Source organism: Verrucomicrobium sp. BvORR106 (genome assembly GCF_000739655.1).
Classification (GTDB): domain Bacteria; phylum Verrucomicrobiota; class Verrucomicrobiia; order Verrucomicrobiales; family Verrucomicrobiaceae; genus Verrucomicrobium.
Genome location: NZ_BATR01000070.1, coordinates 1 through 23,186, shown reverse-complemented (window position 1 = coordinate 23,186; position 23,186 = coordinate 1). Strand labels below are relative to the sequence as shown.

The window sequence follows — 23,186 nt, the reverse complement described above, 5'->3', positions numbered from 1 at the left end:
CCCGCCCCACTACGCGGGAGACACAAAACCTGAGTGCTCTGGTGGATGCAAGCAACGAGCGAAGCAACCCCTTCTGCGACCCCTTCGGGGTCGGTCCGACTTTCCAGTGCACCGGAGGTATCAGTCGCTCCGCTCCTTCAACCTCCGGCTACCTTCTGTGATGCCTTCGGCATGCCCGCCCCGCTACGCGGGAGACACAAGACTTGAGGTGCTGGGGCAGGAAGGGAACTGGCCGGCCAATTCGAGCGAGCGAATGCGGCGAGCCGAAGCCTTCCCAGGGACGTAAGCCCCACATGCGATTTGGAACGCCAACCCCCATCAATGTCGCCAGCAGGGTTGGAGTTCCGCGTTTACGCGGTCAGAACGGCGTATCCCAAGACGCCGCTAAATCATTCCCTCAGGCTCAAGCCCCATCCTCCCGCCACGCCAGCCCCAACACCTTGACGCACTGACGTACTGCCCACTGACGCACTGGGATACGAAGCCCCTGACACATCCCACCTCACCACACGCAGACCGCGCTCCCACTTCCAAAAACCCAGCGCTACTTCGCTTGCTTAAACGCCATGATGCCCTTCACCACGCCCACGGCGACACGCTCGCGGTATAGGCCAGTCATCATGCCGGTGCGCTCGGCGGAATTGCTGACGAAGCCGCACTCCACGAGCACGGCGGGATTCCGGGTGGTGGCGCGGATCACGTGGAAGTTCGCGTGCTTCACCCCGCGATTCTGCAGGCGCGTTTCCTGGATGAGGTACGCCTGGATGTACCCGGCCAGCATGTAGCTGCGGTCGTGGCAGTAGAAGGTCTCCAGGCCGTGGCCGGAGCCGGACTTGTTGTAGTTGTAATGGATGCTGACGAAGATCGCATTGCCATCCCGATTCCCGATCGCGGAACGGCCCTGCAGCGGGATGAAGACGTCCGTGCTGCGGGTCATGACCACCTTGTAGCCCTGCTTGCGCAGCAGCTGCTCCACCCGGCGGGCGGTATCCAGCGCCAGGTGCTTTTCAAAAACGTAGCCGATGGAGGCGCCGCGATCATGCCCACCGTGACCGGCGTCAATCACCACCGTGTCAAACGCCTGGGCCACACTGCCCGACGCGAGAAACAACAAGGCGCAGAGGCCCGCCATCAATGCCCGGGTCCCCGACACTTTGGTCCGTGGGAGGGTCTTCAAAGTGCTGAACGAAGGGAAGCTAAACATGCGGCTTAAACTCGACTGGTGAGGGATTTCACTCAGGGGGTGGGCGGCCCCCTCCTTAGAGCTTATCCTCCGCCGTAGCAACATCAAAAAAAAGGCCGCAGACCCAGAGGTCTGCGGCCTTTCACTAATCTCTCAGCACCGGTAACGGACTAGCTACCGCCACCTTCCACTGGCAGAACCTTGAAGCCGGAGTCTGCATGGCGAGTGAACATGTTGTCTGCGCCCGCCTTTTTCAGAGCAGACGATTGGCTCGTCTTATCTTCAAGCTGCTGAAGGGCAACGCTTGAATCGTTCTGGCCGATGATGATCTTGCCACCGGACCAAGCGCGACCGTTAGCAGTCGTGCCAGCCGCCTTGGCATTCCATTTGGGATCCCAATCGGCAGCGCCAGTCGCATTTTCATACACCAGTGGCACGCTGCCGGATGCGGAGTCAGATGCGCCGCCGGTCATCATCCAGTGATTTTCCCTCGGTCCCAACGCCTCGGTGAAATTCGGGGAAGTACCAATGTTGCCATCGGGGTTGCCGACAGCGCTCACTGGACATCCGAAGATCTGCTCCGAGTCAAGGATCTGTTCTGTGAACAGAGCCCGGAACACGCCATTCGCGGAGGAAGCCTCTACCGGGGGATCCCCAGGCTCGGGAGCCGTCGTCGCCACGTCAGGATAGTTCCCACCGTGGTCAGCGGAGTAGATGCGCAGCGCCGTGATGATCTGGCGGGCGTTGCTGATCCCCTTCGTGATGTTACCGCGTTCCTGGATTCGGCCGAAGGTCGGCACCGCCAGGCTCGCCAGAATGGCGATGATGGTGATCACGACCAGCAACTCGATCAGGGTGAAGCCTTTTTTCAGGCCTTTTCTCATCTGTGTTTTCATTTTTATTCGTTATGTATGTTATCAGTTATGTTTTGCAGGAGACTCCCTTGGTTATTTATTAGAGGGAATTTCCAAACCAATTAGATCAAAAATGGTGTGGGCTGCCTAGATATTTGTTTATGGCCATTTGACCCTGATATCCCAGGCCTAATCCACTCTAAACCAAATGCTTAGATGGAGTCGGGGGTAGATGGGAGCGGGAGTGCGGTCATGCGTTGAGGGGTGCTTGTGAGTCGAGAGCTTCGGAGTCCAGTGCGTCAGTGGGCAGTGCGTCAGTGCGTCAGGCCAGAGCCCCCTCAATCAGCGAAGCCCCTCAATCAGCGAAGCCCCTCAATCAGCGAAGCCCCTCAATCAGCGAAGCCCCTCAATCAGCGAAGCGCCTCAACCAGCGAAGCGCCTCAACCAGCGGCAGCGTCTCAACCAGGCGAAGCCGTCTCAACCAGGCGAAGCCGTCTCAACCAGGCGAAGCCGTCTCAACCAGCGCAGCGTCTCAACCAGGCGAAGCCATCTCAACCAGCGCAGCGTCTCAACAGGCCGCTTGCGGCCTACCTCTGTCCTTCCGCCGACAGTCGCGCCGCTTCCTTCTTCAGCAGGCGACCCACGCGGTGCTTCGCCAGATAGACCTGGGCGGCATTCACCCCCAGCTCCTCTTTCACCCGCTCCGGCGTCCAGCCGTTGATCACGTAGCAGGAGAAGATTTGAAACTGCCGGGGGGACACCATCGTGCGCACACGGCGCAGGGCGATCTCCATCACCTGGTCCTTCCACTCCTTGTCCCACAGCTTCTCCAGCGTCACCCCCTGGGGGTCCGCGCAGCGCTCGATCGGGGCCGTGCGGCGCTCCTCATCCTCGTCAAAGTGGATGTTCGCCTCGCGGTCCTGCTGCTTCTTCCGTCGGCGGAACTGGTCCAGGATGCGCCAGCGCGCCTGGTTCAGCAGGAAGCTCTTAAAGGACCCCTGGCTCGTGTCGAACTTCTTCTTCTGCAGGTTCTTCGCCACCCCGATAAAGGTCTCCTGCACCACATCGCTCGCCTCATCATCGCTCAGGCCTGACTTGCGGGCCACATGGAAGACAAAGCCCGAGTACGTGCGGTAGAATTCATCCCAGCTCGACCAGTCAGACCAGTTGTCGAGCTTCTCGATCAGGGTCTTTCGGGTCTGAGGAGAGTTGCTGATCTTCTCCTCTTTATCTACAGGCTCGGCCATGGGGCCTCCAGCTTAGGCATTCCGCCGGGAACTGGCAAAGCATCTTTGCCGAAAACCCTCCCCACTGAAAGAGGTCGGGAAGGGGCGGCGTTAGTTTTCATCCCCAAAAATCCCGGCAAGCCGCCTGCAGTGCGGCTTGTTTGCTTCTGTGACATGGCTCCCCTTTCGCGACTCTCCATCTCTACATCCGGCGCTTGTCTGGCAGCCCTGGCCCTCACCTGCTGCACCCCAGGCCAGATGCGCCGGTCCGCAGACCGGGAGGTCTTCGGCATCCTGAAGTCCAAGTCCTCCGGCGTGCCCAATGCCGGCACTGGCCTGCTGGATATCTCCCCGCCCCCGCCCGTCTCCCTGGAGGAACTGCGGAAGAACACCGGCACCGCCGAGTTCCTCGGGAACCGCGCCACCGTGGAGAAGAACGCCCGCGTCATCCCCCTGCATGAGGCCCTCAGCCTGGCGGTGAAACACAACCGCGACTACCAGGCCCGGAAGGAGCTCTTGTATCTACAAGCGCTGGACCTCACGCTGGTCCGGAACGAGTTCACCCCCATCTTCTCGGCCGTCGGCGGCGCGGAGGTCACCCACACCCAGAAGCCCGTCACCCAGACGGTCAAGGTGCCAAATCCCGCCTACGCCAAGGCCCAGGCCGCCGCCGCCAAAGCCGCCGCGGCTGCCGCCTCCTCTGGCACCACGGCGACGACCACGACCACAACCACCGCCGCGCCCGTCGTCCCCCAGTTCATTGAGAAGCAAATCACCACGCTGGTCACGGACAACACCCTCACCGCCCAGGGGAACCTCGGCGTCAGCATCCTCACCCGCACCGGCGCCCGCATCGCCGCCGATTTCACGACGGATTTCCTCAAGTTCCTCTCGGGGAACATGACCAGCGCCGGAGATTCCTCCCTGGCCGTCACCCTCAGCCAGCCCCTCCTGCGCGGTGCCGGCTACCGGGCCACCATGGAGACCCTCACCCAGGCCGAGCGGGACCTCCTCTACGCCATCCGCGACTTCACCCAGTACCGGAAGACCTTCGCCGTCGACATCGCCTCCCGCTACTACCGCACCCTGGAGGCCCGCGATGCCGCGCGGAACGCCTACCTCGCGTACAAGGCCTTCGAGACCATCCTCACCAGTGAGCGCGCCCTGGCCAAGGAAGACCGCCGCACCTCCTCCCAGCTCGGCCTCATCGAGCAGGCCTCCCTCCGGTACAAGCGCATCTGGATCTCCTCCGTCCGAACGTATGAGAGCCTGCTGGATGACCTCAAGGTCGCCCTCGCCATCCCCGTGACCACCCCCGTCATCCTGGAGGATCAGGAGCTCACCAAGCTCGCCCTCGAGGAACCCGAGCTCACTGTGGACGACAGCCTGGAGACCGCCCTCGTCACCCGACTGGACCTCTACAACTCCCGGAACTCCCTGGAGGACAGCGAGCGCAAGATCAAGGTCTCCACCCAGGGCCTGCTGCCCCAGCTCGATTTCACCGGCCGCTACACCACCGATGGCGAGCCCGGCAGCCGCAACATCAATCTCAACCTCGACCGCCACCGCCTCAGCGCCGGCCTCGACCTGGACCTCCGGCTCGACAAGAAAGGCGACCGCAACGCCTACCGCTCCGCCCTCGTGGCCCAGCAGCGCGCCGCCCGCCAGCTCGACCTCGCTGAGGAAAATGTCCGCCTCTCCCTGCGCGCCGACTGGCGGGACCTCGATGCCGCCCGGAAGCAGCATGAGATCGCCGCCACCGGCGTCGCCCTCAGCCTACGCCGGCTGGAGGAGGAAGAACTCCTCCGCACCCTCGGCCGCGGCACCGCCCGTGACCTTATCGATGCTCAGCAAGACCTGATTGAGGCCAAAGATGACCTCACCTCCGCCCTCATTGCCCACACCCTTTCCCGGCTCCGCCTGTGGAAAGACATGGGAGTTCTCTACATCAAGAAAGACGGTTCATGGATTCGCGTACTAAAAAACGAAGGGGAGGTAGCTGGTGATGATTAAACTGATTCGCAGCAAAACCGGTATCATAGGCATGGCCACCCTGGCCGTCGCCCTCTGTGTGTGGTTCATCGTCGGCCGCGGCGATACCGCAGGCGCAGACATCCCGCTCATCCCGGTGCAAAAAGGCACCATCCAGATCAACGTCCTGCAGGGCGGGGAGATCCGCGCGCTTCAAAACATCGAAGTGAAGTCGGAGATCGAGCTCCCCACCAAGATCCTCAGCCTCATCCCCGAGGGCTACCGCATCAATGAGAAGGACGTGAAGGACGGCAAAGTCCTCATCGAGCTCGACAGCGCCGACCTCAGGGACAAGATCACCAACCACGAGATCGAGTTCCAGACCACCGTCTCCACCTTCATCGAGGCCGACGAGCAGCGCGCCATCCAGACCAGCGACAACCAGAGCCTCGCCCGGGATGCGGAGCAGGCCATGCGTTTCGCCCTCATGGATTTCGAGCGCTACATGGGCAAGGGCAATGCCCAGACCGTGCTCAAGTCCCGCCAGCTCCCTCATGATCTGGAGGCGCTCGAGTTCTACATCGGCAAGCTCAATGCCGAAAAGCCCCGCACCCTGAACCTCGAGCTGGATGCTGAGAAGGCCGACAAAGCCGATGGCGACAAGTCCGATGAGGACCCCCTCGCCGTGAAAGAAGGCAAGGTGGACCCGCTCAAGGCCTCCCAAGAGGTCGCCGAGACCGCCAGCCCCGCCTCAGACGCCGCCACCAGGCCCGCCGCCCCGGTGGAGCAGGCCTCCAAGCCCCTCGACTTCCTCTCCTTCCTCAACCAGACCGAGATGGGCGATGGCGAGGCCGAGCAGAAGCTCCGCCAGCTCAGCAACGAACTCCTCCTGCACAAGAGCGAGCTCGCCCTGGCCAAGCAGAACGTCGAGGCCAGCGAGCGCCTCGCCGCCAAGGAGTTCATCACCAAGACCACCCTGGAAAACGACCAGGTGAACTTCGAGAAGACCAAGCTGGCCGTGCAGACCGCCGAGACCCAGCTCGACCTCTTCAAGAAGTATGAGTTCCCCAAGCAGGCCGAGGTCTCCCTCTCCGCTTATCAGGAGGCGCTCAAGAAGCTCCAGCGCACCCTCCGCGCCAACCGCTCCCGCATGGCCCAGGTGGAGACCAAGTACCGCACCGCCAAGCGCCGCTATGAGGTGGAGCTCTCCCGCAAGGAGGAGCTCGACCGCCAGCTCAAGGCCTGCGTCATCAAGGCCCCCGTCCCCGGACTCGTCGCCTACGGCTCGCATACAGGAAACAACGGCATCCGCAGCAACGACGTCATCGAGGAGGGCGCCGCCGTCCGCTTCCGCCAGACCCTGCTCACCATCCCCAACATGTCCCGCATGGGCGTGTCCGTGAACATTCACGAATCCCAGCTCAAGAAGGTCCGCATCGGCCAGCACTGCCGCGTCACCGTGGATGCCGAGCAGGGCCGCACCCTGGAGGGCGTCGTGGCCGAGCTCGCCGTTCTCCCGGACTCCGGCAGCTCCCGTTACACCCCGAACCTCAAGGTCTATCCCGCCGTCGTCCACATCGACGGCACGCATGACTGGCTCAAGCCCGGCATGAACGCCAAGGTGGAGATCATCGTGAACCAGCTCGAGGACATCCTCTACGTCCCCGTGCAGAGCATCGAGGTGGAGAACGACCACTTCTTCACCTACGTGAACACCGGCGGCGCCCTGGAGCGCCGTGAGGTGGAGACCGGCTCCTTCAACGACCAGTTCATCGAGATCAAAGGCGGGCTGAACCTCGGCGAGCATGTCGCCCTCGCCATCCCCAAGCGCCAGGTCCTGGAGAGCAACCCCGGCGCGCTCCCCTCCTCCCCGTCCACCAAGAAGCCCAAGGACAAGACCCCCGCCCCCGAGAAAAAAGGGCTGGCTTTGAAATAACCTCGCGCCCCGTTCGCGCAGGCCCTCCGCCACCCGCATCCCCGTCCCGGATCGCGGGAGGCGGCCTCCCACCCCGCATCGCCTCATGACGCCGCAGCAGCCCATCATCGAACTCCGTGACATCCGCAAATCCTACCAGATGGGCGATACGGTCTCGCAGGTGCTCCAGGGCGTCAGCCTCACCATCTACCCCGGTGAGTATGTCTGCATCATGGGCCCCTCCGGCTGCGGGAAGTCCACCCTGCTCAATGTCCTCGGCTGCCTGGACCAGCCCTCCAGCGGCCATTATTTCCTCGGTGGGGAGGATGTCGCCCGGCTCAATGATGACGACCTCTCCAAGGCCCGCTGCCGGAACCTCGGCTTCATCTTCCAGAGCTACAACCTCATCCAGCAGCTCACCGTGCTGGAGAACATCGAGGTCCCCCTCTACTACAAGGGCGTGCCCGAGCATGAGAGCCGGGAGATCGCTATCCGGCTCGCCTCCCAGGTCGGACTCAGCCACCGCCTCCACCACCGCCCCACCGAGCTCAGCGGCGGCCAGCAGCAGCGCGTCGCCATCGCCCGCTCCCTGGCCAACGACCCCCTCGTCATCCTCGCGGATGAAGCCACCGGCAACCTTGACTCCAAGTCCGGCCAGGAGATCCTCGGCATCTTTGACGACCTCAACAAGGCCGGCAAGACCATGGTCTTCGTCACCCATGACGAGCGCATGGTCGGCCGCTGCACCCGCGTCATCCGCCTGAAGGACGGCGAGGTGGACCGCGATGAACGCGGCGCCGCCGCTGACCGCTACACCGGCATCACCGGCACCTCCGTCCGGCCCCACGCCACGGACGCCCCCGCCCCGGACCATTCCGCAGAAGGAGCCGCCGCCGCCCTCGTGCACCAGCCCGTTCTTTCCTGATACCGCCTCCCCTTTCCCGGCCCGCCCAGATGTTCTCCCTCGCCGCCCACCCCATCCTCAGGCTCGCCGTGTCCCCCCAGCACATGTGGCGGTCCATCGTGCTGGGGTCGAAGAGCATCTGGCTCCACAAGCTGCGCTCCATGCTCACCGCCCTGGGCGTCGTCTTCGGCGTCGCCTCCGTGGTCGCCATGCTCGCCATCGGGGAAGGCGCCAGCCATGAGGCCCAGGAGCAGATCCGCAAGCTCGGCTCGCAGAACATCATCCTGGAGAGCGTCAAGCCGTCCGACAACCAGGGTCCCGCCCAGCAGACCCGCAGCATGGTCATCGAGTACGGCCTCACCACCCGGGACATCGACCAGATCCGCCAGACCATCCCCGGCGTCTCCGTCGTCGTCCCCAGCCGCATCATCAGCGAGTACCTCTGGAATGAGTCCCTCAATGTCGATGCCAGCATCATCGGCGCCCTCCCCATCTACCCCCAGATGCGGAACCGCCGCATGCTCGCCGGCCGCTTCTTCAGCGAGCTGGAACAGAAGGAGCGCCTCCCCGTCTGCGTCATCAACCAGACCACCGCCGCCCGGTTGTTTCCTCTCGCCTCCCCCGTCGGCAAGTCCATCCGCGTCCGCGGCTTCTACTACCGCGTGCTCGGCATCATGGAGGACGAAAGCCAGCGCGCCACCACCGAGGGCAGCGGCAGCGCCAACAAGTCCTCCAACAGCAACAGCCTCGCCCAGCTCATCATCCCGTTCTTCACGCTGATGGACCAGTACGGCGACACCTTCTTCCGCTTCCGCAGCGGCAGCTTCGAGGCTGAGAAGGTCGAGTTCCATGACGCCATCGTCCGCGTGGATGACGTGAACGCCGTCGTCTCCCGTGCCGATGCCATCCGCCACCTCCTGGCCCGGAACCACCCCAACGAGGACTACCGCGTCACCGTCCCCATCGAGCTCCTCCGCCAGGCGGAGCGCACCAAGCGCATCTTCAGCATCGTGCTCGGCAGCATCGCCGCCATCTCCCTCCTCGTCGGCGGCATCGGCATCATGAACATCATGCTCGCCAGCGTCACCGAGCGCACGCGGGAGATCGGCATCCGCCGCGCCCTCGGCGCCCGCCAGACGGACATCATCCTCCAGTTCCTCATCGAGACCGTCCTCCTCGCCGGAGCCGGCGGCGTCGTCGGCGTCGTCCTCGGTCTCGGCATCCCCATCGCCATCAGCCACTTCGCCGGCGTCACCACCGTCATCAAAGCCTGGGCCCCCACCCTTGCGTTTTCCATCTCCGTCATCACCGGCATCGCCTTCGGCATCTACCCCGCCATGCGCGCCGCGAAGATGAACCCCGTGGAAGCCCTGCGGCATGAGTGATGAGAAAGAAGAGAAGGCAGGTTTGACTCAACCACAGAGACGCAGAGGGCACAGGGCGGAAGTTGAAACTGAAACTGAGGTTTAGACAGAATTTACAGAATTTACGGGATTGGGGTTCAGCTTCCCCGCAGCCGCATCATCCTATCCCATGCGACCCGGGTGGACCCGTTGCACACTTTCCTTGAACCCGGAGGGTTCGCCATGAATAGCCATGGGTGAAGCGAGCGGAGCGAGCGCAACCCATGGACAGCCCGCCCCACCCTGCTACCGCGGAGCGGTAGGCCCATCGCAGCACCGCAGACCACACAGGTTTGCCTCACGTGACAGGCGAGACACCGCAAGCCCCCCCGACCGCCCTTGATCCCCTCCACGCCTCTGCAGGCCCGGCGTCATTCAGGGGCGGGGAAGCGCATCATGGGCACGATGCCAATTGACCCGCCTGAAGGCGGAACTCCAACCACGGCGCGGCTATTGAAGGGCGTATTGACGTCCATCTCGCTGCTCGAGATTTCGCATCATCAGAGGCCCTGCGTCCCCAAAATACACCACGGCACTCGAAGCAAAGTTGGAGTTCCGCCTTCAGGCGGTCAGGGAAAAGGAATATGCCCCGAGCGCGAATGAGAGACGCTGCGGCGCATCTACTTCACGGTCGGCTGATTGTGCAGGCTCATGAGGGCCGAAGGTCCGGCGTGATACCAGCCTTGGGCAACGCCCAAGGAATAGTTGACCCTTTAATCCTTGAGGGCTGAAGGCCCGGCCTCATCAAGCCTGCCCACGACGAAAAAGGGAACTCATCGGCCTGGTTACCTTTTCCCTGATGGCATTGGCCTTCAGGCGGTCCGGCATGCTCAAGACCACTCAATCTTACACCCTTTCACGCTCACTTATTTCCTCCCCCCGATCACCCATTACCCATCCCAATTCTGTAAATTTTGTTAATTCTGTCCAAACTCAACCTCAACTCATCACCATCATCATGAGTGTTCCATCAGTGAACACAAGTGGTTCCCCCATCCAGGCACAGCCTTCACTCACTTCTTCAGGAGAGGGAAGGGCACAGGATTGCGTGAAATCCCTTCATGCAACTCCGCGCTAACCTTCTGATCGAACAATGCTTGTTCACCCTTCATCGTATAATCCTTTACATAGTTCGGCCATCCAGCTGGCGTGGTGCCTCTGTAAGGGTAAGCTGTTCCACGAAATATCAACACCATCAAGACAGGTCGATAGCCCCACTTGATATCTGCCAGCTTCTCCGCGGCTTTTAGGCCCCGCCCCAGAGATTCCCCATCAAGGAAAAACTCTGTCTCATTCCAACTGCTATGCCCTCCTGCCTTCATGTCCCACCAATAACATCGATAATCGCACTTTTTGTTCTGGTGGTAGAATTCCAGCTTCGCGCCCGAGGAAACCAGATAAGGCACAAGCGGCGTACCGTAGTAAGGGGGATAGTAGGGACTGCGCTCGAAGGGCGTATTGTCCGGAAACACGAAGCGGAATCGCGTGCCAGGCTTGATCTCCATTTGGCAAATTTTTGTGACCGCCTCCAACCACATTCCGAGAGGTTTGCCGTCTAGATAGAGCACTGTATCCGGCGGACTGGTCAGCTTGCCATCAGGCCCTTTGAGGTAAAACCACGTAATCAAATGGTCTGCAGGCTCTTCTCCCCTCAGTGACTGCGTCACCGCGAGGCCTAGAAACAGCAGCACCCAGACCAAAGGGGTTGGTGACCGACCGGAAGCAGACAGGGAGAACTTTTCAAACATGGCTGAGTGGAAAAAGGGGAGTCCCGGCCAGCCTAACCACTCATTTACCAAGGCACCAGCCAAAAGCAAATTAGCACACCGGCCTCGCACATCCGGAATTCCCCCCACCCGTCACAACTTCCTTCTCCGGCGCATCCCCACCATCCCCAGCGCCAGTCCCAGCAGCACCATCCGCCCCGGCTCGGGCACAGCGGCCACGTAGATGTAGCCGTTGTTGTAGAGGTTGGAAGTGTCCCAGGCCAGCCCCTCGGCGAGCGTGGGCAGCACAAAACTGCTGAAGGTGCCGTTCACCTTCGTGCCGGCCGAGACGTTCAGCCAGTCAAACAGCTGCCAGGCATCCCCCAGCTCCCAGCAGGTGGAGCTGTTGGTCGTGTCCGTTAGTTTCAATGAACCGCTGATCTGCACCGTGGTGTCGCTGTCCAGGATCAGAATGTCATTGCTGACCAGCGAGTTCAGGCCGCCGCTGTTGCCAAAGATGTCGAACTCAATGGTGCCGCTGAGCGTGATCACTCCCACACCACTCGTGCTGAGGTTCAGGCTCTGGGCCGCCGTGTCCCCGGTGTTCCCCACCATGAGAAAGGCGGTGCCGGCCACCGAAATGTTCTGTGCGGCAGTGCCGGAACCGATGAAGCCGTTGCCCCCGAGCCGGCTGGTGCCCAGCACGCTCACGTTCCCCGAGCCGGTGGCGGACCCCGTCGCATTGTTGGCCAGCAGCGTGCCTGCATTCACCGTGGTGGTGCCGCTGTGCGTGCTCGCCCCGGTGATGGCCCAGGTACCCGCCTCCGCCTTGATCAAATTCGTCACCGCAGCCGAGCCGTCCACCAGGCCCACGATCTCGTTGATTCCCGTGTTGGTACCGGAAAGGGTGAGCTGGCGCGCCTCCGTGCTGGTCCCCGTCGCCGTGAAGGCGGAGGTGAATTTCACCGTGCCGGAGCCGCTGTTCTGGATGGTCGCCGCCGTGCCCGTGGCCCCACCCGCGAGATCCACCACACGGTTGGTAGACGAGTCGGTGCTCCCCGTGTAGCGCAGGGTGGCCGTGGCCGTGGCGGTGCTGCTGCCCCCCAGGGTGATCACGCTGGAGGCAGCATCGAAGCTGCCCGTGCCCAAGGAGCTCTGCACACCGGTGTTGGCGAGCACAGAGACATCCAGGATACCCCGGTTGACAATGGTCTTGCCCGCATAGGTGTTGGCCCCGCCCAGCTGCATCAGCAGGGTGTTGGTGGAAAGGTTCGTGGTGAAACTCAGGTTGTTCTCGTTCGTCAACGAGCCGCCCAGGAAACCATTGCGGAAGTCCTGGCTGCCACCACTGGTGATGGTGAGGGTGGACAGCGTCGCCAGCCCGCCCACGACCCGGTTGTCCGTGCCGGTGCCGGAGATGGCCAGCCCCACCGTGTTGCTGAAGTTCTGGTTGCCGGAAAGCTTGAGCTTGGCGCTGGTGGAACCTCCGCCGAGCTGGATCCCGCTGCTGGCGGAAAGTCGGTTGTTTCCTTGCAGCTCCAGCGTTCCTTCCGTGACACGCGTGCCCCCGGTGAAGGTGCTCACCCCGGTCAGCACCAGAGTGCCGGCCCCAGTTTTGGTGAGGGCGATCGCCCCGGCCGCGGGGTTGATGATGGCGGAGTTGATGATGAGCCGGCCGGCCGTGTTGTTCTGGATGATCACCAGGTCCCCGCCGTTGGTGGTGGTGTTCATGGCCAGCGAGGTGTTGGAAATGGTCACATCATTCGCCCCCACATCCGAGGTCACCAGGATGCCGCCTGCCTTGAGGGCGATGGCACCGCTGATCGTCGTGGCCAGGGCCTTGTCAAAACGGAGGCTCGTGACGCTGGTGTCCGCCGCCAGGGTGGTCAGCGCCACATCCGCGTCGGCATTGCCCGCCAGCGTCGTGCTGGTGGACTTCGTGTAGAAGTTCGTGACCGATTCCCCGCCGACAATCTGGCCGGCGCTCACAGCCGCCCAGTCGTTTCCATTAACCGTGGCATAGACGGAGTTGAGTCCGCGGCCGTCCAGGAGAATGCCGCCCGTGCCGGTGGTGGCGGAGGTGCCGCTGATCGTGGCGCCCGCCCCGATCTGGAAGTCCACCGTGTGGCCGTTCTGGTTCCTCAGGATGGTCCCCACATTCAGCGACGCCGTGCCGCCGGTTCCGCCCGTCACCACGATGGTGGATTTGGCGGAGTTCGTCGTGCCGCTGCCCACCGTCAGGCTGGCCAGCGTCTGGCCGTTGGTTCCGCCATCCTTTCCGGTCAGCCGCAGGGTGCCGCCGTTCAGGATCAGCGTGGAGGCAGATCCGATCAAGTTCGTGGCGTTGGCTGCGGTCGCGCTGGTGGTGAAGTCCAGGTGCATCTGTCCACCGGAGAGGGTGACAGCCGTGGTCCCGGCCGAAAGGGAGCGGACGTTCAGGTTGCCCCCGCTCACGGTGGTGGTGCCGGTGTAGACGGTGGAGGCGGCCACGTTCAGGTTCAAGGTACCACCGGAAACGGCCACCGCACCGGTGAAGGCGTTGGCCGCATTCAGGTTCAGCGTGCCGCCACTCACGGAAACGCCACCGTTGAAGGTGTTCGCCGCATTGAGGTTGGTGGTTCCCGTGCCGTCCTTGGCGATCGCAATGGCACCTCCGGTGCCGCCCTTGGTGATGGCATCCTCCACATTGATGGTGCCCTCCCCGCCAAAGGTGAGCGTGCGGGTGCCTGAGGTGAAGGTGGCGGAAACCGCGCTGCCAGTGGCAACATCCAGCGCCAGGGTGGATCCCGCCGCGGCGTTGATCCGGGCGCTGGAGGCCAGGCCGATGGTGCCCGCAAAGGTGTTATTTCCTGAAGTGGAGAGCAGCGCCCCCTGGTTGTTGAAGCCCGCACCATTGATGGTGATCCCCTCCGTCGTGGAAATGCCCCCGGTGATCTCCAGCGTGCCGCCCGTGCTCACCGTGGTGCTGCCCGCGATGGTGCCCAGCGCTGCAGTGTGCGTCATGCGCACCGTCCCGCCGCTGATCGTCATGGCGCCGGAGAAGTTGTTGTCCCCGCTGAGGATGAGCACTCCGTTGCCGGTCTTCGTCACCGTGCCCGTGCTCGTTGCAATGCGGCTCTGCACCTCGATGTTGCCATTGCCCGCGAAGACAAGGTTCTGCGTGCCCGTAATGATGATCGTCGTCGAGGTGCCCGCGCCTTTGGAGAGGATCAGCGTTCCGGCATCCGAACTGATCCGGGCGGCGGACCCCAGTGAGATGGTGCCGGACACGGTGTTCACCCCGCTGACGTTGCGCAGAGCCCCGCCGGTGGCGATGCCGCTTCCATTGAGAAGCAGGTTCTCAGCCATGTTCGTCAGATTGCCGGAGACCTGCAGTGCCGCACCGGAGCTGACGATCGTGCGCGAGACCGTGCCGGAGCCCACCGCCCCCAGAGCCTGGTTGTGAGTCACCTCCAGCGATCCGGAAAGCACCTGGGTGAGGCCCGTGTAAGTTCCGGGACCAGCCAGGATCGTGTTGCCCGTGCCGTTCACGATGACATCCATGCCCGAACTCCCGCCACCACCGTGGTCCACAATCTGCGCATTGATGGTGAGAGTGCTCGTCGTGGAGTTGTTCGTGAGGATCAGCTCCGTGGCGCCCGTCGTGCCCGCCGTGATCTGGCCCACGCCCGGGGCAGAGCCCACGGTCAGGCTCTTGGCGTCCCCCACCACCTGGATGCCGCCCGCGTTGCCAAAGCGGATGAGATCCCCCGCCCCCAGAACGATGGTTCGAGGGTCACACTTGCCCGCCATGGAGATGGTGTTGATCTCCGTGGTGCCGGCGGCCACGGTGATGTTCCCTTCGGACGATCCGTTGACCCCCAGGTTCGAGGTCGCGGTATAGCCGGTGACAGAGGAGATCGTCTTGCCCGTCTCGTAGTTGAGATCCCCGGCAAAGATGCCCAGCACCCCGCCCTGCACCCCCGCCCAGCCCGCCACCGTCCCGCTCTTGTAGGAGGCCCAGGCCCCCACGAATCCGTTGTTGGACGCGAGCACGGTCGTGCTCCCGGTGGTCACAATGCGCAGATGGTCGCCGTAGCCACCCCGTTGGATCAGGCCCAGATTGACTGAAAGCGTCCCACTGGCACCCGCATTCGCTGTAACGGTATTGAACCCGTTGACATACGTGGCCGCGAAGGCTTGCGAGCTGGCCCCCGTGTCCGCCCCGGTCACCAGCAGGCCGCCACCAGCCAGGAACATGTTGGAGCTGGAGGAGATGATGTTCGAGGTGGGGCTGCCCACCGCCGCGAAGTTCAACGCCAGCGTCCCGCCGGTGATCATGGTGCCACCCGTGTAGGTATTGGTGCCGCTCAGGGTGAGTGTGCCGTCACCTTTCTTGGTCAGGAGCGATCCCGGCTCGATTTCACCAATGTTCCCGCTGATCGTGGCCGTGCCGCCACTGGTGTTGATGGTGGCGCCGAAGTCTGAAAGCGTGAAGTTGCCTGTAAAGACCTGGGTCGAGCTGCTGTCCACCCGCAGCGCACCGCGGTAGTCGCCCGCACCCGCGGTCTGTTCCTGACCCTCGCCTCCAATCACAAAGTTCGAGACAAAGGTGCCGCTGATGGTTGAGGCAAAGGTGGAGCCGCTCTCCACAATGATGGTGGACAGTGAGTTCACCGCTGCCACCGCCGTGGGCCGCAGGAAGGTTCCCCCATTCACTCCAGACAGCGTGAGCGTGCCGGTGAGACCGGTGTTGTTCCCGGAAAGCGCCACAAACCCAATCCCGGTGCCGCCCGACTTTCTGATCACCAGGTTCTGCCCTGCCAGTGCGCCGTTGAAGGTGATGAACCCGTTTCCAGAAGAGGCGTTGTCCGCGATGCTGACGACGCTGCCCGTGGCGAGCTGGATGGTGCCGCCGTTGAAGATGTAACCAGACCCCTGCGCCTGCGTGGGGGCTGCCGTGAAGCCAAGGAAATCCAGCCCCGCCGCATTGACGGTGTCCGTCACCGTGATGGTGCTCGCGGCAAAAGCTGAGCCATCGAGGCCGAACCGCGCGACATACGCAGACCCGTTGCTCCACGTCACATTGTCTGTGGCCGTATCCACATTGCGCCAGTTTGCGGCGGCATCCGCCCAGGTGCCAGCCCCCAGCTGCACGCCTGGCGTGCCCGGGTTCGCATCCCACTGGAGCGTCACGGCACGGACAGGCGCAGAGGCAAGGACGGTCAAGATACTGAGTTGGGCAAGACTGGCGAGGCCGCGGAGGAGGCGGCAGTGCGAGGGGGGGAGTGCCATGAGAAAAAAATAGAACGAGAGGGTTTTATGAAATCACAAAATCACGGCGTCAGCAGCTGGCTGGCCACCTTGCGGAAGTGGACCTGTCCGCCAGAAGTGTAGCGCTCCAGCATCACCTGCTGGCGCTGCTCGGCGGTGATGCGCAGGGTGCCGTTGCGGCTTTCGTTCAACGCCTGGCCTATGGTGTAGATGGTGAAGACCCCGCCGCGGGAGGTGATGAGATTGGCGATGCCACGCACCACCGCTTCACTCTCCTCGCCTTCATCGGCCACCCCTTTGATCTCCACCACTTCCCCGGGTGAGTCATAGGTGTCAGCCTTGCCGTAGGTTTTGCCCTTGAAGTTGGAGGCGTCCGCCAGCGTCCTGAAGTAGATGTTGCTGGCGATGTCCTGGGCCTTGGCCGTGGTGAGAATGGCATTGGGGTCCGTGGGTGTGGGATAGGGCACCCCTGCGAGCAGAGCCACCAGCGGCAGACGGCGCTCCAGCGGTGAGGACACCAGAGCCGGGTTTCCGAACGGCTGAGCCTGCGCATTCATGTTGACGCGGCCAGAGGTGCTGCTGTTGTGCGGGGCGAACATGGACTTCGCCTGCGTCGGCACATCCACGGGCACAGTGAAGAGATCCATGAAGGCCCAGTCCGGCACTTCATCCGTGTTGTTGTACCGGTTGGGCTGCAGCCGGAGGGAGCGCCAGGGAGTCCCCCCCTTCACCGCCTCTCCACCTCCTGCGTCGCGACTCTTGCCTTCCAGCCCCGTGGAAACAAATCCCAGCTCGCCGGGGGAGTACACCACACCACTGGGATTCCGCGCATGACCTCTGGGATAAGGCAGCCTCAGGCTGGCGTCGGAGATGTTGCCCGCCTTGTCCGTGTCCTGCTCAGGTTCAGAGTTCGCCACCGTCGGGGCCTTGCCAACATTGTAGCGGGAATTGCGTGCACCGAAGGTGTGCCCGCTGGTCCGCATCTGCCAGTCCTGCTTCACCCCGTTCACCCGCGGGTCATCGGTTTCCATGGACTTTAACTGGGGCGGGATGGTATTGATGCCCATGTCCGGGACATTGGTGGCCGCAGTGTAGTTCAGCGTGATGCCCTTGGGGGCAAAGTCAGGCACCGGCGTGAGATCCAGACGGACGGCGTTGTTGGCATTCGCCGAGGTGTCTGCGACCGCCAGGCCATGACGCATGCCGAAGATGGTGGAAGTGCTGGCGCGGTAGAACTCCATGACAATGGTGCGGTACTCCCCGGGCTGCATGACGGGATTGCCCGGTGCCCCGTTTTCCAGGATGGTGGTCGGCACCACCGTGCTCCCATCCATGGCCACCTTGAACCAGCGTTGCGGAACGGCGACCGTCCCGTTGTCCACCGCCGCGGTCTGGGTGGCATTGGCGCTGGCGTAGAATCCGTCTGCCAGCGTCTGGTAAAGGAAGAGCTTGCGGCCAGGCTCCGGCTCCAGGAGGTTCACGGAGTCAAAACCATAGTCCTTCGGCAGGTGGACCTCGATGTAGTAGCGGACCTTGTACCGCGAGTTGGTCGCCGTCATGGAGCGCCACACCGCCATCTCCGTGATGTGGAGGCCGCGGGCGTTCCCCTTGAACGTGTCGTCATTGCCGGTGTAGTTGCCCGTGGTCACGAGCTCATACTTCCCGTTCACATAGAAGAGGCGGATGGGCTCCACGAAGGGCTTGTCAGACTCCGCACAGCGCACGTACTCGATGATGCCGAGCGCGAGCTGGGCCAGACGGGTTTTGTTGCCGGCGAAGTACTTGTCCTGCAGGGAACGCTTGCCGGAGGTCATGGGCCAGTCCGTGCGCTCCAGGTAGCCGATCAGCTTTTGCAGCACATTGTCGAGCTTCGTGCGGTCGATCGTTTCCGCGCTCGTGGCCGTGTTGTAGGGTGAGGCCTTCTTCCGGATGTAGCCCGGGTCGTCGCCCAGCGTGGTGTCCGTGCCCGGATTCTTCAGGATGTCCAGAAAGGGCCTGCCACGCGAGTGCTTCTTCTGTGTGGTGAGCACGATGCGGGGTTCGTTGAAAAACGTAGTGTCCGGATCGTGGTTGTAGTGGGTGGTCTCGAACTTGGAGGCATTCAGCGCGGTGACAAACCCCGGCCCCAGCACGCGGGCTTCAAACGTGGAGTTGAAAAACCGGTTCGTCTCGCCGGAGGTGTCCATGTCCATGTAGCTGTGCCCCGGTGTGATGGCCGCATGCAGCTGGTCCGCCATCTCCGGGGTGAAGCCGTTCAAGGCCGCCAGATTGACACTGGTCGGGTGGCTGGGGGAGAAGCTGTTCTTCGCCGTCGTGGGTGGCTGGCTTCCGCCGATGGGGTTGCGCTTCCAGGCCGTGTTGAGGTTGATCTTGCTGGATTCATCGTCCGCCCAGTAGGCAAAGCGGCCCACCAGCGGATTGGTCTTGTTGTTCAGCACCGGAGACTCAGCGTCATCCAGACCGCCGTTCTGACGCACATAGACCCACTTCAGCCCCAGTTTGACCGTGCCCGCCGTCGGGTTGGCCGGGTCAGCGGCCTGGTCCGTGATGAGGTGGGTGCGGGGGTTCTGGTCACTGAGCGTCTCAATGTTCAGGTTCGCCGGGGCCAGCATTGGCAGCGTGGGCGGGGTGGAACTGGGATGCCCGGAGTGGAGATCCACCTGGCGCACCAGCTTGGTGGGATCTGCCGCAGGATCCGCCACGGTGTCAGCCGGCACGATCAGGGCCCCGGGCTTGCTCGCCCATGAGCGCGCCGGATCCGCCGTCTCTTTCTGCAGGATGCCCTGCACCATGTCCACCCCCATGGTGGCGAAGAACTGGGCCCGGCCTCGATCCTTGTGCGAGGAGGAGGTGATGGTTTCGTTTCGGACCAGGTCTGCAAAACCAAGCACCATGACGGTGATCAGCGACAACACGATGATCGTCATGATCAGGGCGGCGCCCCGTCGTTGTCCGGAGGCTGGCTGGGAGGAGCGTTTCATGGTGCGTTGTCGAGAAAGACTCGGAGTTGGTGGGCCGTCATGCCCTTGAGCAGGGGGGCCAGGGAGCCGTCATTCGCAGCCTTGGCCACGAAGTCGGCGGCGTTCACAGACGTGGCGGTCAACCCCTGGATGGTTGTCTTCAGGGACGAGGCCTGCGTGCTGGCCGCCAGCAGATCAGCGGTGCGGGAGTCCAGCAGCACGAGGGAGACCTCCACGCTCTTGGGCAGGGTGGGCGCTTCCACCGTCACGGCTGCACCATTAGCGCCAGTGCTCAGATAAGGCAGCCGGGAGTCAAACCCCTGGGTGGGTGTGTTCGTCACCGCCTTGCCCTTGCCGTCCATGCAGCGCGCCCAGAAGCCTACGACGTTCTCCGCAAAGAGGCCTCGGTAGGCATTGGGCTGCCCCCCGGAGGGCGTGTTGTTGTCCGCAGGCGCCACATCATTGATCACCTGGGCATTCACCCACGTGTCCTGCCTCCCGTTGGTATAGATCAAATAGTTGGGGTCAGTCGGGTTAAGGAAGAACCGGCACAGCATCGCCCGGTTGCCCGTCCAGCGCACAAAGTAGCCCGCCTCCGCCATGTTGCCGCGTGAGGTGTCCGTGGCGATCGGCGCCTGCCAGAAGAGGGCGTGCGGATGCCGGAACTCCGCCGGCACGGAGGGCGGGTTGACGAGGAACTGCAGGTTGGGCCGGGTGCTCAGCGCCCCCAGGTTGGCGGGGAGCGACGCCCCCTTCAGCTCCCGGGCGACGAAGTCCACCATGGCCCGGCCGCTCTGCCGGCGCTCCGCACGGTTGTTTCCTGAAGTCCAGATGTTGGCCACGGTGCTCGCCGTCTGGGCGAGCGTCACCAGCAGCACGCTCAGGATGGCGGTGGCCACGAGCAGCTCCACCAGAGTGAAGCCCCGGAACAGGCGCCGGGACGGTCGGGAATGGAGGGGCCTACAGGTCATCGTTCAGGCTGGCTTGGATGATCTTCGTGGTGCGGGCAGGGCTGTTGTAGGTGAACTCCAGCCGCACCATCCGCACGTGGTTGCCGGGGTTCGCTGAAATACCCGTCACCGGCTCCAGCCGGGCGAGGCAGTGGTACACCACCTTCGCGTCCATGAGGGAGCCCGCGTTGTTCACGAACTCGCCGTCCTGGGAAAAGTAGTACTGGTACTCGTCTGGCTTGGCCGCCCCGGAGGGCAGCTCGGCCCAGTCCGCGGAGATCCGCGCCAGCGTCTGGCTGGCCAGCGTGGTGAGCGTGGTGTTCGCCCCGTTCTCCTGGTCGCTGGAGAGGAGGATGGGCAGCAGGCCCACCACCGACATCAGGGCGACACTGGCCACCCCCACGGCGAGAGTGACCTCCGGAAGGGAAAAGCCGGCGAGACGGAGCAGCCGTCTGCCAAGGGAGGGAACACGCGTTTTCATGGTTTCAGGAAACTAAAGAGAGGGGCGCTCAACCTTGGTCCGGCCGGTGGAGGTGAGGAGGCTGATCCGGTAGTAGTTGTCGGGGCCGGTGGGTTTGCTGTACTGCGTCTTGCCACCCGTCATCGTGCCTTCCACGATCTGCAGCTGCGCGGCATCCCCCGCATTCAGCACCCCGCCGCTGGGGAGAAACACCCGCGCCGCATACTGCCCCTGCGCCAGAGCCTTGCCGCGATACTGGATGGGAGCACTGGTCGATCCGCCGTTGAAGGGGAACGTCTTTGTCAGGCTCACGAACGAGTCGGAGTGCCCCGTACCATTGCCGATGTCCACAGAAATGCCGGTGGGCAGCAGCTCCCAGTCGCGGATCTGCACCCACGCTGGCCCGCCTTCAGGGTACTCCACCACCGTCCACGCCCGGCCGTCTTCTTCGGTGCCAGCATTGGTCAGAAGGATGGCCGCAGTAAGTACATTACCCGCCATGGCACGCTGACGGGCGGCCTCAAACACCATCGTGATCTTGTTCCCGCCGTTCGTCAGGGACATGCCGCGGATCGTGCCGCTGAAACTGCCGATGCCGACCCCCAGCAGTACGGCAATCACCGCTGTGACCAGCAGCAGCTCCACCAGAGTGAAGCCGGCATGGAGCGGGCGCAGGTGCGGATGAGGGAGGAGGCCGGGCCTCGGGTGGAACTTTGGCGGACGCTTCATGGCAAATCTCAAGTGCGAAGCTGTTTGTGAATTAATTAAATGTTAAATGTATATACAAAGTGTTTACAAGAAAATTCCACTATCCGCTTGCAAGGCTCCCAAATCGCCTCTCAGAGCGCGATCATGAGCGGTCCGGGAACTCGACTGATGGAGCCGGGCGGACGACGGAACAGTTCCAACAAGGTGCAATGCGCGGCCGTGAGCAGTCCGTGTCCTCCAGCCAGTCCGGCAAAAATAAGCGCAATGCCGCTCCGCCCTTTTGACTCAAGGGGGTTGCTGAACATCGCGGGACTGGGGAAAAAGTGGCGCATTGAAAAGGGAAGCTGCGGAAAGAAAGTTCAGCTCCTCAATGGGCCATTTGTGGTGACCAGACCGGTTCAGCACAAAGTCAGGCGAAAAATTTGCAGAATCTTTTTTGTGCCGTTCTTGATACATCAAAACAACACCTTTTGAGACGACACTGCTTTCCCCATGTCCAGCAACGAAGCCGATACCGAATCCCGCTTGATCCGCGCCGCACAAGGCCGCGATCTGGCGGCGTTTGCGACGCTGGTGCAGAAGCATCACGCCGGGGTCCGGGCCTTTCTGGCCGTGCGCTCCAGCAGCTCCCATGATGCGGAAGACCTGGCGCAGGAAGTCTTTGTCACCGCCTTCCGCAAGCTGGATGAATGCGATCCCAGCCGGCCCCTTGGCCCCTGGCTTCGAGGGATCGCGATGAACCTCCTGGCCAATCACCGGCGCAAATTTCGGGCGCTGCCCATCGGCCTCAATGAAGAGCTGCAGGAACTGCTGGATGCCGAGCTGGCCCAGCGGTTCGAGGCCGGCGGTGAAGGCTCCGCACTGGATGCTCTGCGCGACTGCCTGGAGAGCCTCGAAGGGCCGTCACGTCGTCTGCTCAATGCGCGCTACACGGACTGCATGTCCCTCGAGGAGCTGGCACATCAATTGCAGAGAAAAGTCTCCGCCGTCTCCATGCAGCTGCATCGGCTCCGCGTTGTTCTTGGGGATTGCATTGAGGCGAAACTAAGGGAAATTCCTAGGACTGGCGAAATCTGATGAACACCATGCAATGGCAGCAGCTGGCCTCCCGGGCCGCAGATGGAACCCTCTCGCAAGAGGAGGGTGCCCAGCTGCTCGTGCTGTGCCGGGAGAGCCATGAAGCGCGCGAGGCCCTGACCAAGGTCATGGCCGTGGAGCGCCTGCTCCCGCTCGCCCTGGGAGACCCTCGCGGCACCTTGGCCGCAAAGGAGGTGGTGCTCCGGCTTGAGGAAGCCACTGAGCAGAACAACCACCAGTCCATCGAGATCGCCTGGCGCGCCGCCGAGCAGGCCCGCAGCTGGCTGTGGGGGAAACGCCTCCGCCGCATCGCCGCCGTCGCCGCAGCCCTCGCCCTCGTGGGCTCCGCCATCTGGCTGGGCATCGAGTCCAGCCGTCCCGCAGTTTCCTATAGCCGCACGGAGGCCCTGACCTGGGTCACCCCTCCTCCCGGAAAGGATACCTCCACCCTCCCTCGTGGCACCCGTCTTGAGGCCAGCGTCGGCCTCCTGGAGCTCGGCTTCAGCAGCGGCGCCCGCATGGTGCTGGAGGCTCCCTTTGATGTGGAGCTGCGCGATGGCCTCACCGCCTATCTGCACTCCGGCCGCGTCACCGTACGCTGCCCCTCCTCCGCCCA

At 63.1% G+C, this 23,186-nt stretch carries 16 protein-coding genes; 6 read left to right on the top strand and 10 right to left on the bottom strand.

Going from position 1 to position 23,186, the window contains the following annotated elements:
* Window positions 1-544: 544 nt before the first annotated feature.
* The 3 genes from BV106_RS10970 to BV106_RS10960 all read right to left on the bottom strand — a co-directional run bounded on the left by BV106_RS10970 (window position 545) and on the right by BV106_RS10960 (window position 3,284).
* Window positions 545-1,177, bottom strand: a complete 633-nt coding sequence (locus tag BV106_RS10970) for an N-acetylmuramoyl-L-alanine amidase (RefSeq protein WP_265595545.1) — start codon at window positions 1,175-1,177, stop codon at window positions 545-547.
* A gap of 176 nt (window positions 1,178-1,353) precedes the next feature.
* Window positions 1,354-2,079, bottom strand: coding sequence for a type II secretion system protein (locus BV106_RS10965; RefSeq protein ID WP_081891660.1), 726 nt, complete (start codon window positions 2,077-2,079; stop codon window positions 1,354-1,356).
* Window positions 2,080-2,624: 545 nt separating this feature from the next.
* The gene (locus BV106_RS10960; RefSeq protein ID WP_038164410.1) at window positions 2,625-3,284 is read right to left on the bottom strand and encodes a sigma-70 family RNA polymerase sigma factor; all 660 of its coding nucleotides are present in this window, start codon (window positions 3,282-3,284) and stop codon (window positions 2,625-2,627) included.
* Between the two features lie 153 nt (window positions 3,285-3,437).
* Here BV106_RS10960 and BV106_RS10955 point away from each other — a divergent pair, with 153 nt between their 5' ends.
* From BV106_RS10955 to BV106_RS10940, 4 genes are all read left to right on the top strand, one after another.
* Window positions 3,438-5,276 carry a TolC family protein gene (locus BV106_RS10955; RefSeq protein ID WP_038164409.1) on the top strand — a complete coding sequence of 613 codons (1,839 nt, stop codon included), beginning with the start codon at window positions 3,438-3,440 and terminating at the stop codon, window positions 5,274-5,276.
* 31 nt (window positions 5,277-5,307) lie between these two features.
* Window positions 5,308-7,170, top strand: coding sequence for an HlyD family efflux transporter periplasmic adaptor subunit (locus BV106_RS10950; RefSeq protein WP_038164408.1), 1,863 nt, complete (start codon window positions 5,308-5,310; stop codon window positions 7,168-7,170).
* Between the two features lie 85 nt (window positions 7,171-7,255).
* Window positions 7,256-8,074 (top strand): ABC transporter ATP-binding protein, encoded by an 819-nt coding sequence (locus BV106_RS10945; protein WP_038164407.1) that lies wholly within the window; start codon window positions 7,256-7,258, stop codon window positions 8,072-8,074.
* A gap of 29 nt (window positions 8,075-8,103) precedes the next feature.
* Window positions 8,104-9,438 carry an ABC transporter permease gene (locus BV106_RS10940; RefSeq protein ID WP_051945638.1) on the top strand — a complete coding sequence of 445 codons (1,335 nt, stop codon included), beginning with the start codon at window positions 8,104-8,106 and terminating at the stop codon, window positions 9,436-9,438.
* Window positions 9,439-10,469: 1,031 nt separating this feature from the next.
* Here BV106_RS10940 and BV106_RS10935 read toward each other — a convergent pair.
* The 7 genes from BV106_RS10935 to BV106_RS38305 form a co-directional block, all read right to left on the bottom strand.
* Window positions 10,470-11,204: a hypothetical protein gene (locus tag BV106_RS10935; protein WP_038164405.1), complete on the bottom strand. Its 735-nt coding sequence runs from the start codon at window positions 11,202-11,204 to the stop codon at window positions 10,470-10,472.
* A gap of 111 nt (window positions 11,205-11,315) precedes the next feature.
* Window positions 11,316-16,436: an autotransporter-associated beta strand repeat-containing protein gene (locus tag BV106_RS10930; RefSeq protein ID WP_038164403.1), complete on the bottom strand. Its 5,121-nt coding sequence runs from the start codon at window positions 16,434-16,436 to the stop codon at window positions 11,316-11,318.
* A gap of 41 nt (window positions 16,437-16,477) precedes the next feature.
* Window positions 16,478-19,396 (bottom strand): hypothetical protein, encoded by a 2,919-nt coding sequence (locus BV106_RS10925; protein ID WP_038164400.1) that lies wholly within the window; start codon window positions 19,394-19,396, stop codon window positions 16,478-16,480.
* Window positions 19,393-20,346 carry a type II secretion system protein gene (locus BV106_RS10920; protein ID WP_081891659.1) on the bottom strand — a complete coding sequence of 318 codons (954 nt, stop codon included), beginning with the start codon at window positions 20,344-20,346 and terminating at the stop codon, window positions 19,393-19,395. Before BV106_RS10920 ends, BV106_RS10925 begins: the two co-directional genes overlap by 4 nt.
* The gene (locus BV106_RS10915) at window positions 20,336-20,806 is read right to left on the bottom strand and encodes a hypothetical protein (protein WP_038164396.1); all 471 of its coding nucleotides are present in this window, start codon (window positions 20,804-20,806) and stop codon (window positions 20,336-20,338) included. Before BV106_RS10915 ends, BV106_RS10920 begins: the two co-directional genes overlap by 11 nt.
* 12 nt (window positions 20,807-20,818) lie before the next feature.
* On the bottom strand, window positions 20,819-21,514 hold the full coding sequence (locus BV106_RS10910; protein ID WP_038164394.1) for a prepilin-type N-terminal cleavage/methylation domain-containing protein: 696 nt from the start codon (window positions 21,512-21,514) through the stop codon (window positions 20,819-20,821).
* A 110-nt stretch (window positions 21,515-21,624) separates the two neighbouring features.
* Window positions 21,625-21,798, bottom strand: a complete 174-nt coding sequence (locus tag BV106_RS38305; protein ID WP_265595544.1) for a hypothetical protein — start codon at window positions 21,796-21,798, stop codon at window positions 21,625-21,627.
* A 187-nt stretch (window positions 21,799-21,985) separates the two neighbouring features.
* Between BV106_RS38305 and BV106_RS10905 the strand changes: the two genes are divergently transcribed.
* Together BV106_RS10905 and BV106_RS10900 are read left to right on the top strand one after the other, a co-directional pair.
* Window positions 21,986-22,570 (top strand): sigma-70 family RNA polymerase sigma factor, encoded by a 585-nt coding sequence (locus BV106_RS10905; protein ID WP_051945636.1) that lies wholly within the window; start codon window positions 21,986-21,988, stop codon window positions 22,568-22,570.
* Between the two features lie 8 nt (window positions 22,571-22,578).
* On the top strand, window positions 22,579-23,186 hold a 608-nt coding region (locus tag BV106_RS10900; RefSeq protein ID WP_265595543.1), incomplete at its 3' end, for a hypothetical protein.

Bases quoted from the DNA above. Each gene is read 5' to 3' on its own strand.
- BV106_RS10965 (WP_081891660.1), bottom strand. From the start codon at position 2,079: ATGAAAACACAGATGAGAAAAGGCCTGAAAAAAGGCTTCACCCTGATC.
- BV106_RS10960 (WP_038164410.1), bottom strand. From the start codon at position 3,284: ATGGCCGAGCCTGTAGATAAAGAGGAGAAGATCAGCAACTCTCCTCAG.
- BV106_RS10955 (WP_038164409.1), top strand. From the start codon at position 3,438: ATGGCTCCCCTTTCGCGACTCTCCATCTCTACATCCGGCGCTTGTCTG.
- BV106_RS10950 (WP_038164408.1), top strand. From the start codon at position 5,308: ATGGCCACCCTGGCCGTCGCCCTCTGTGTGTGGTTCATCGTCGGCCGC.
- BV106_RS10945 (WP_038164407.1), top strand. From the start codon at position 7,256: ATGACGCCGCAGCAGCCCATCATCGAACTCCGTGACATCCGCAAATCC.
- BV106_RS10940 (WP_051945638.1), top strand. From the start codon at position 8,104: ATGTTCTCCCTCGCCGCCCACCCCATCCTCAGGCTCGCCGTGTCCCCC.
- BV106_RS10935 (WP_038164405.1), bottom strand. From the start codon at position 11,204: ATGTTTGAAAAGTTCTCCCTGTCTGCTTCCGGTCGGTCACCAACCCCT.
- BV106_RS10930 (WP_038164403.1), bottom strand. From the start codon at position 16,436: ATGGCACTCCCCCCCTCGCACTGCCGCCTCCTCCGCGGCCTCGCCAGT.
- BV106_RS10925 (WP_038164400.1), bottom strand. From the start codon at position 19,396: ATGAAACGCTCCTCCCAGCCAGCCTCCGGACAACGACGGGGCGCCGCC.
- BV106_RS10920 (WP_081891659.1), bottom strand. From the start codon at position 20,346: ATGACCTGTAGGCCCCTCCATTCCCGACCGTCCCGGCGCCTGTTCCGG.
- BV106_RS10915 (WP_038164396.1), bottom strand. From the start codon at position 20,806: ATGAAAACGCGTGTTCCCTCCCTTGGCAGACGGCTGCTCCGTCTCGCC.
- BV106_RS10910 (WP_038164394.1), bottom strand. From the start codon at position 21,514: ATGAAGCGTCCGCCAAAGTTCCACCCGAGGCCCGGCCTCCTCCCTCAT.
- BV106_RS38305 (WP_265595544.1), bottom strand. From the start codon at position 21,798: ATGTTCAGCAACCCCCTTGAGTCAAAAGGGCGGAGCGGCATTGCGCTT.
- BV106_RS10905 (WP_051945636.1), top strand. From the start codon at position 21,986: ATGTCCAGCAACGAAGCCGATACCGAATCCCGCTTGATCCGCGCCGCA.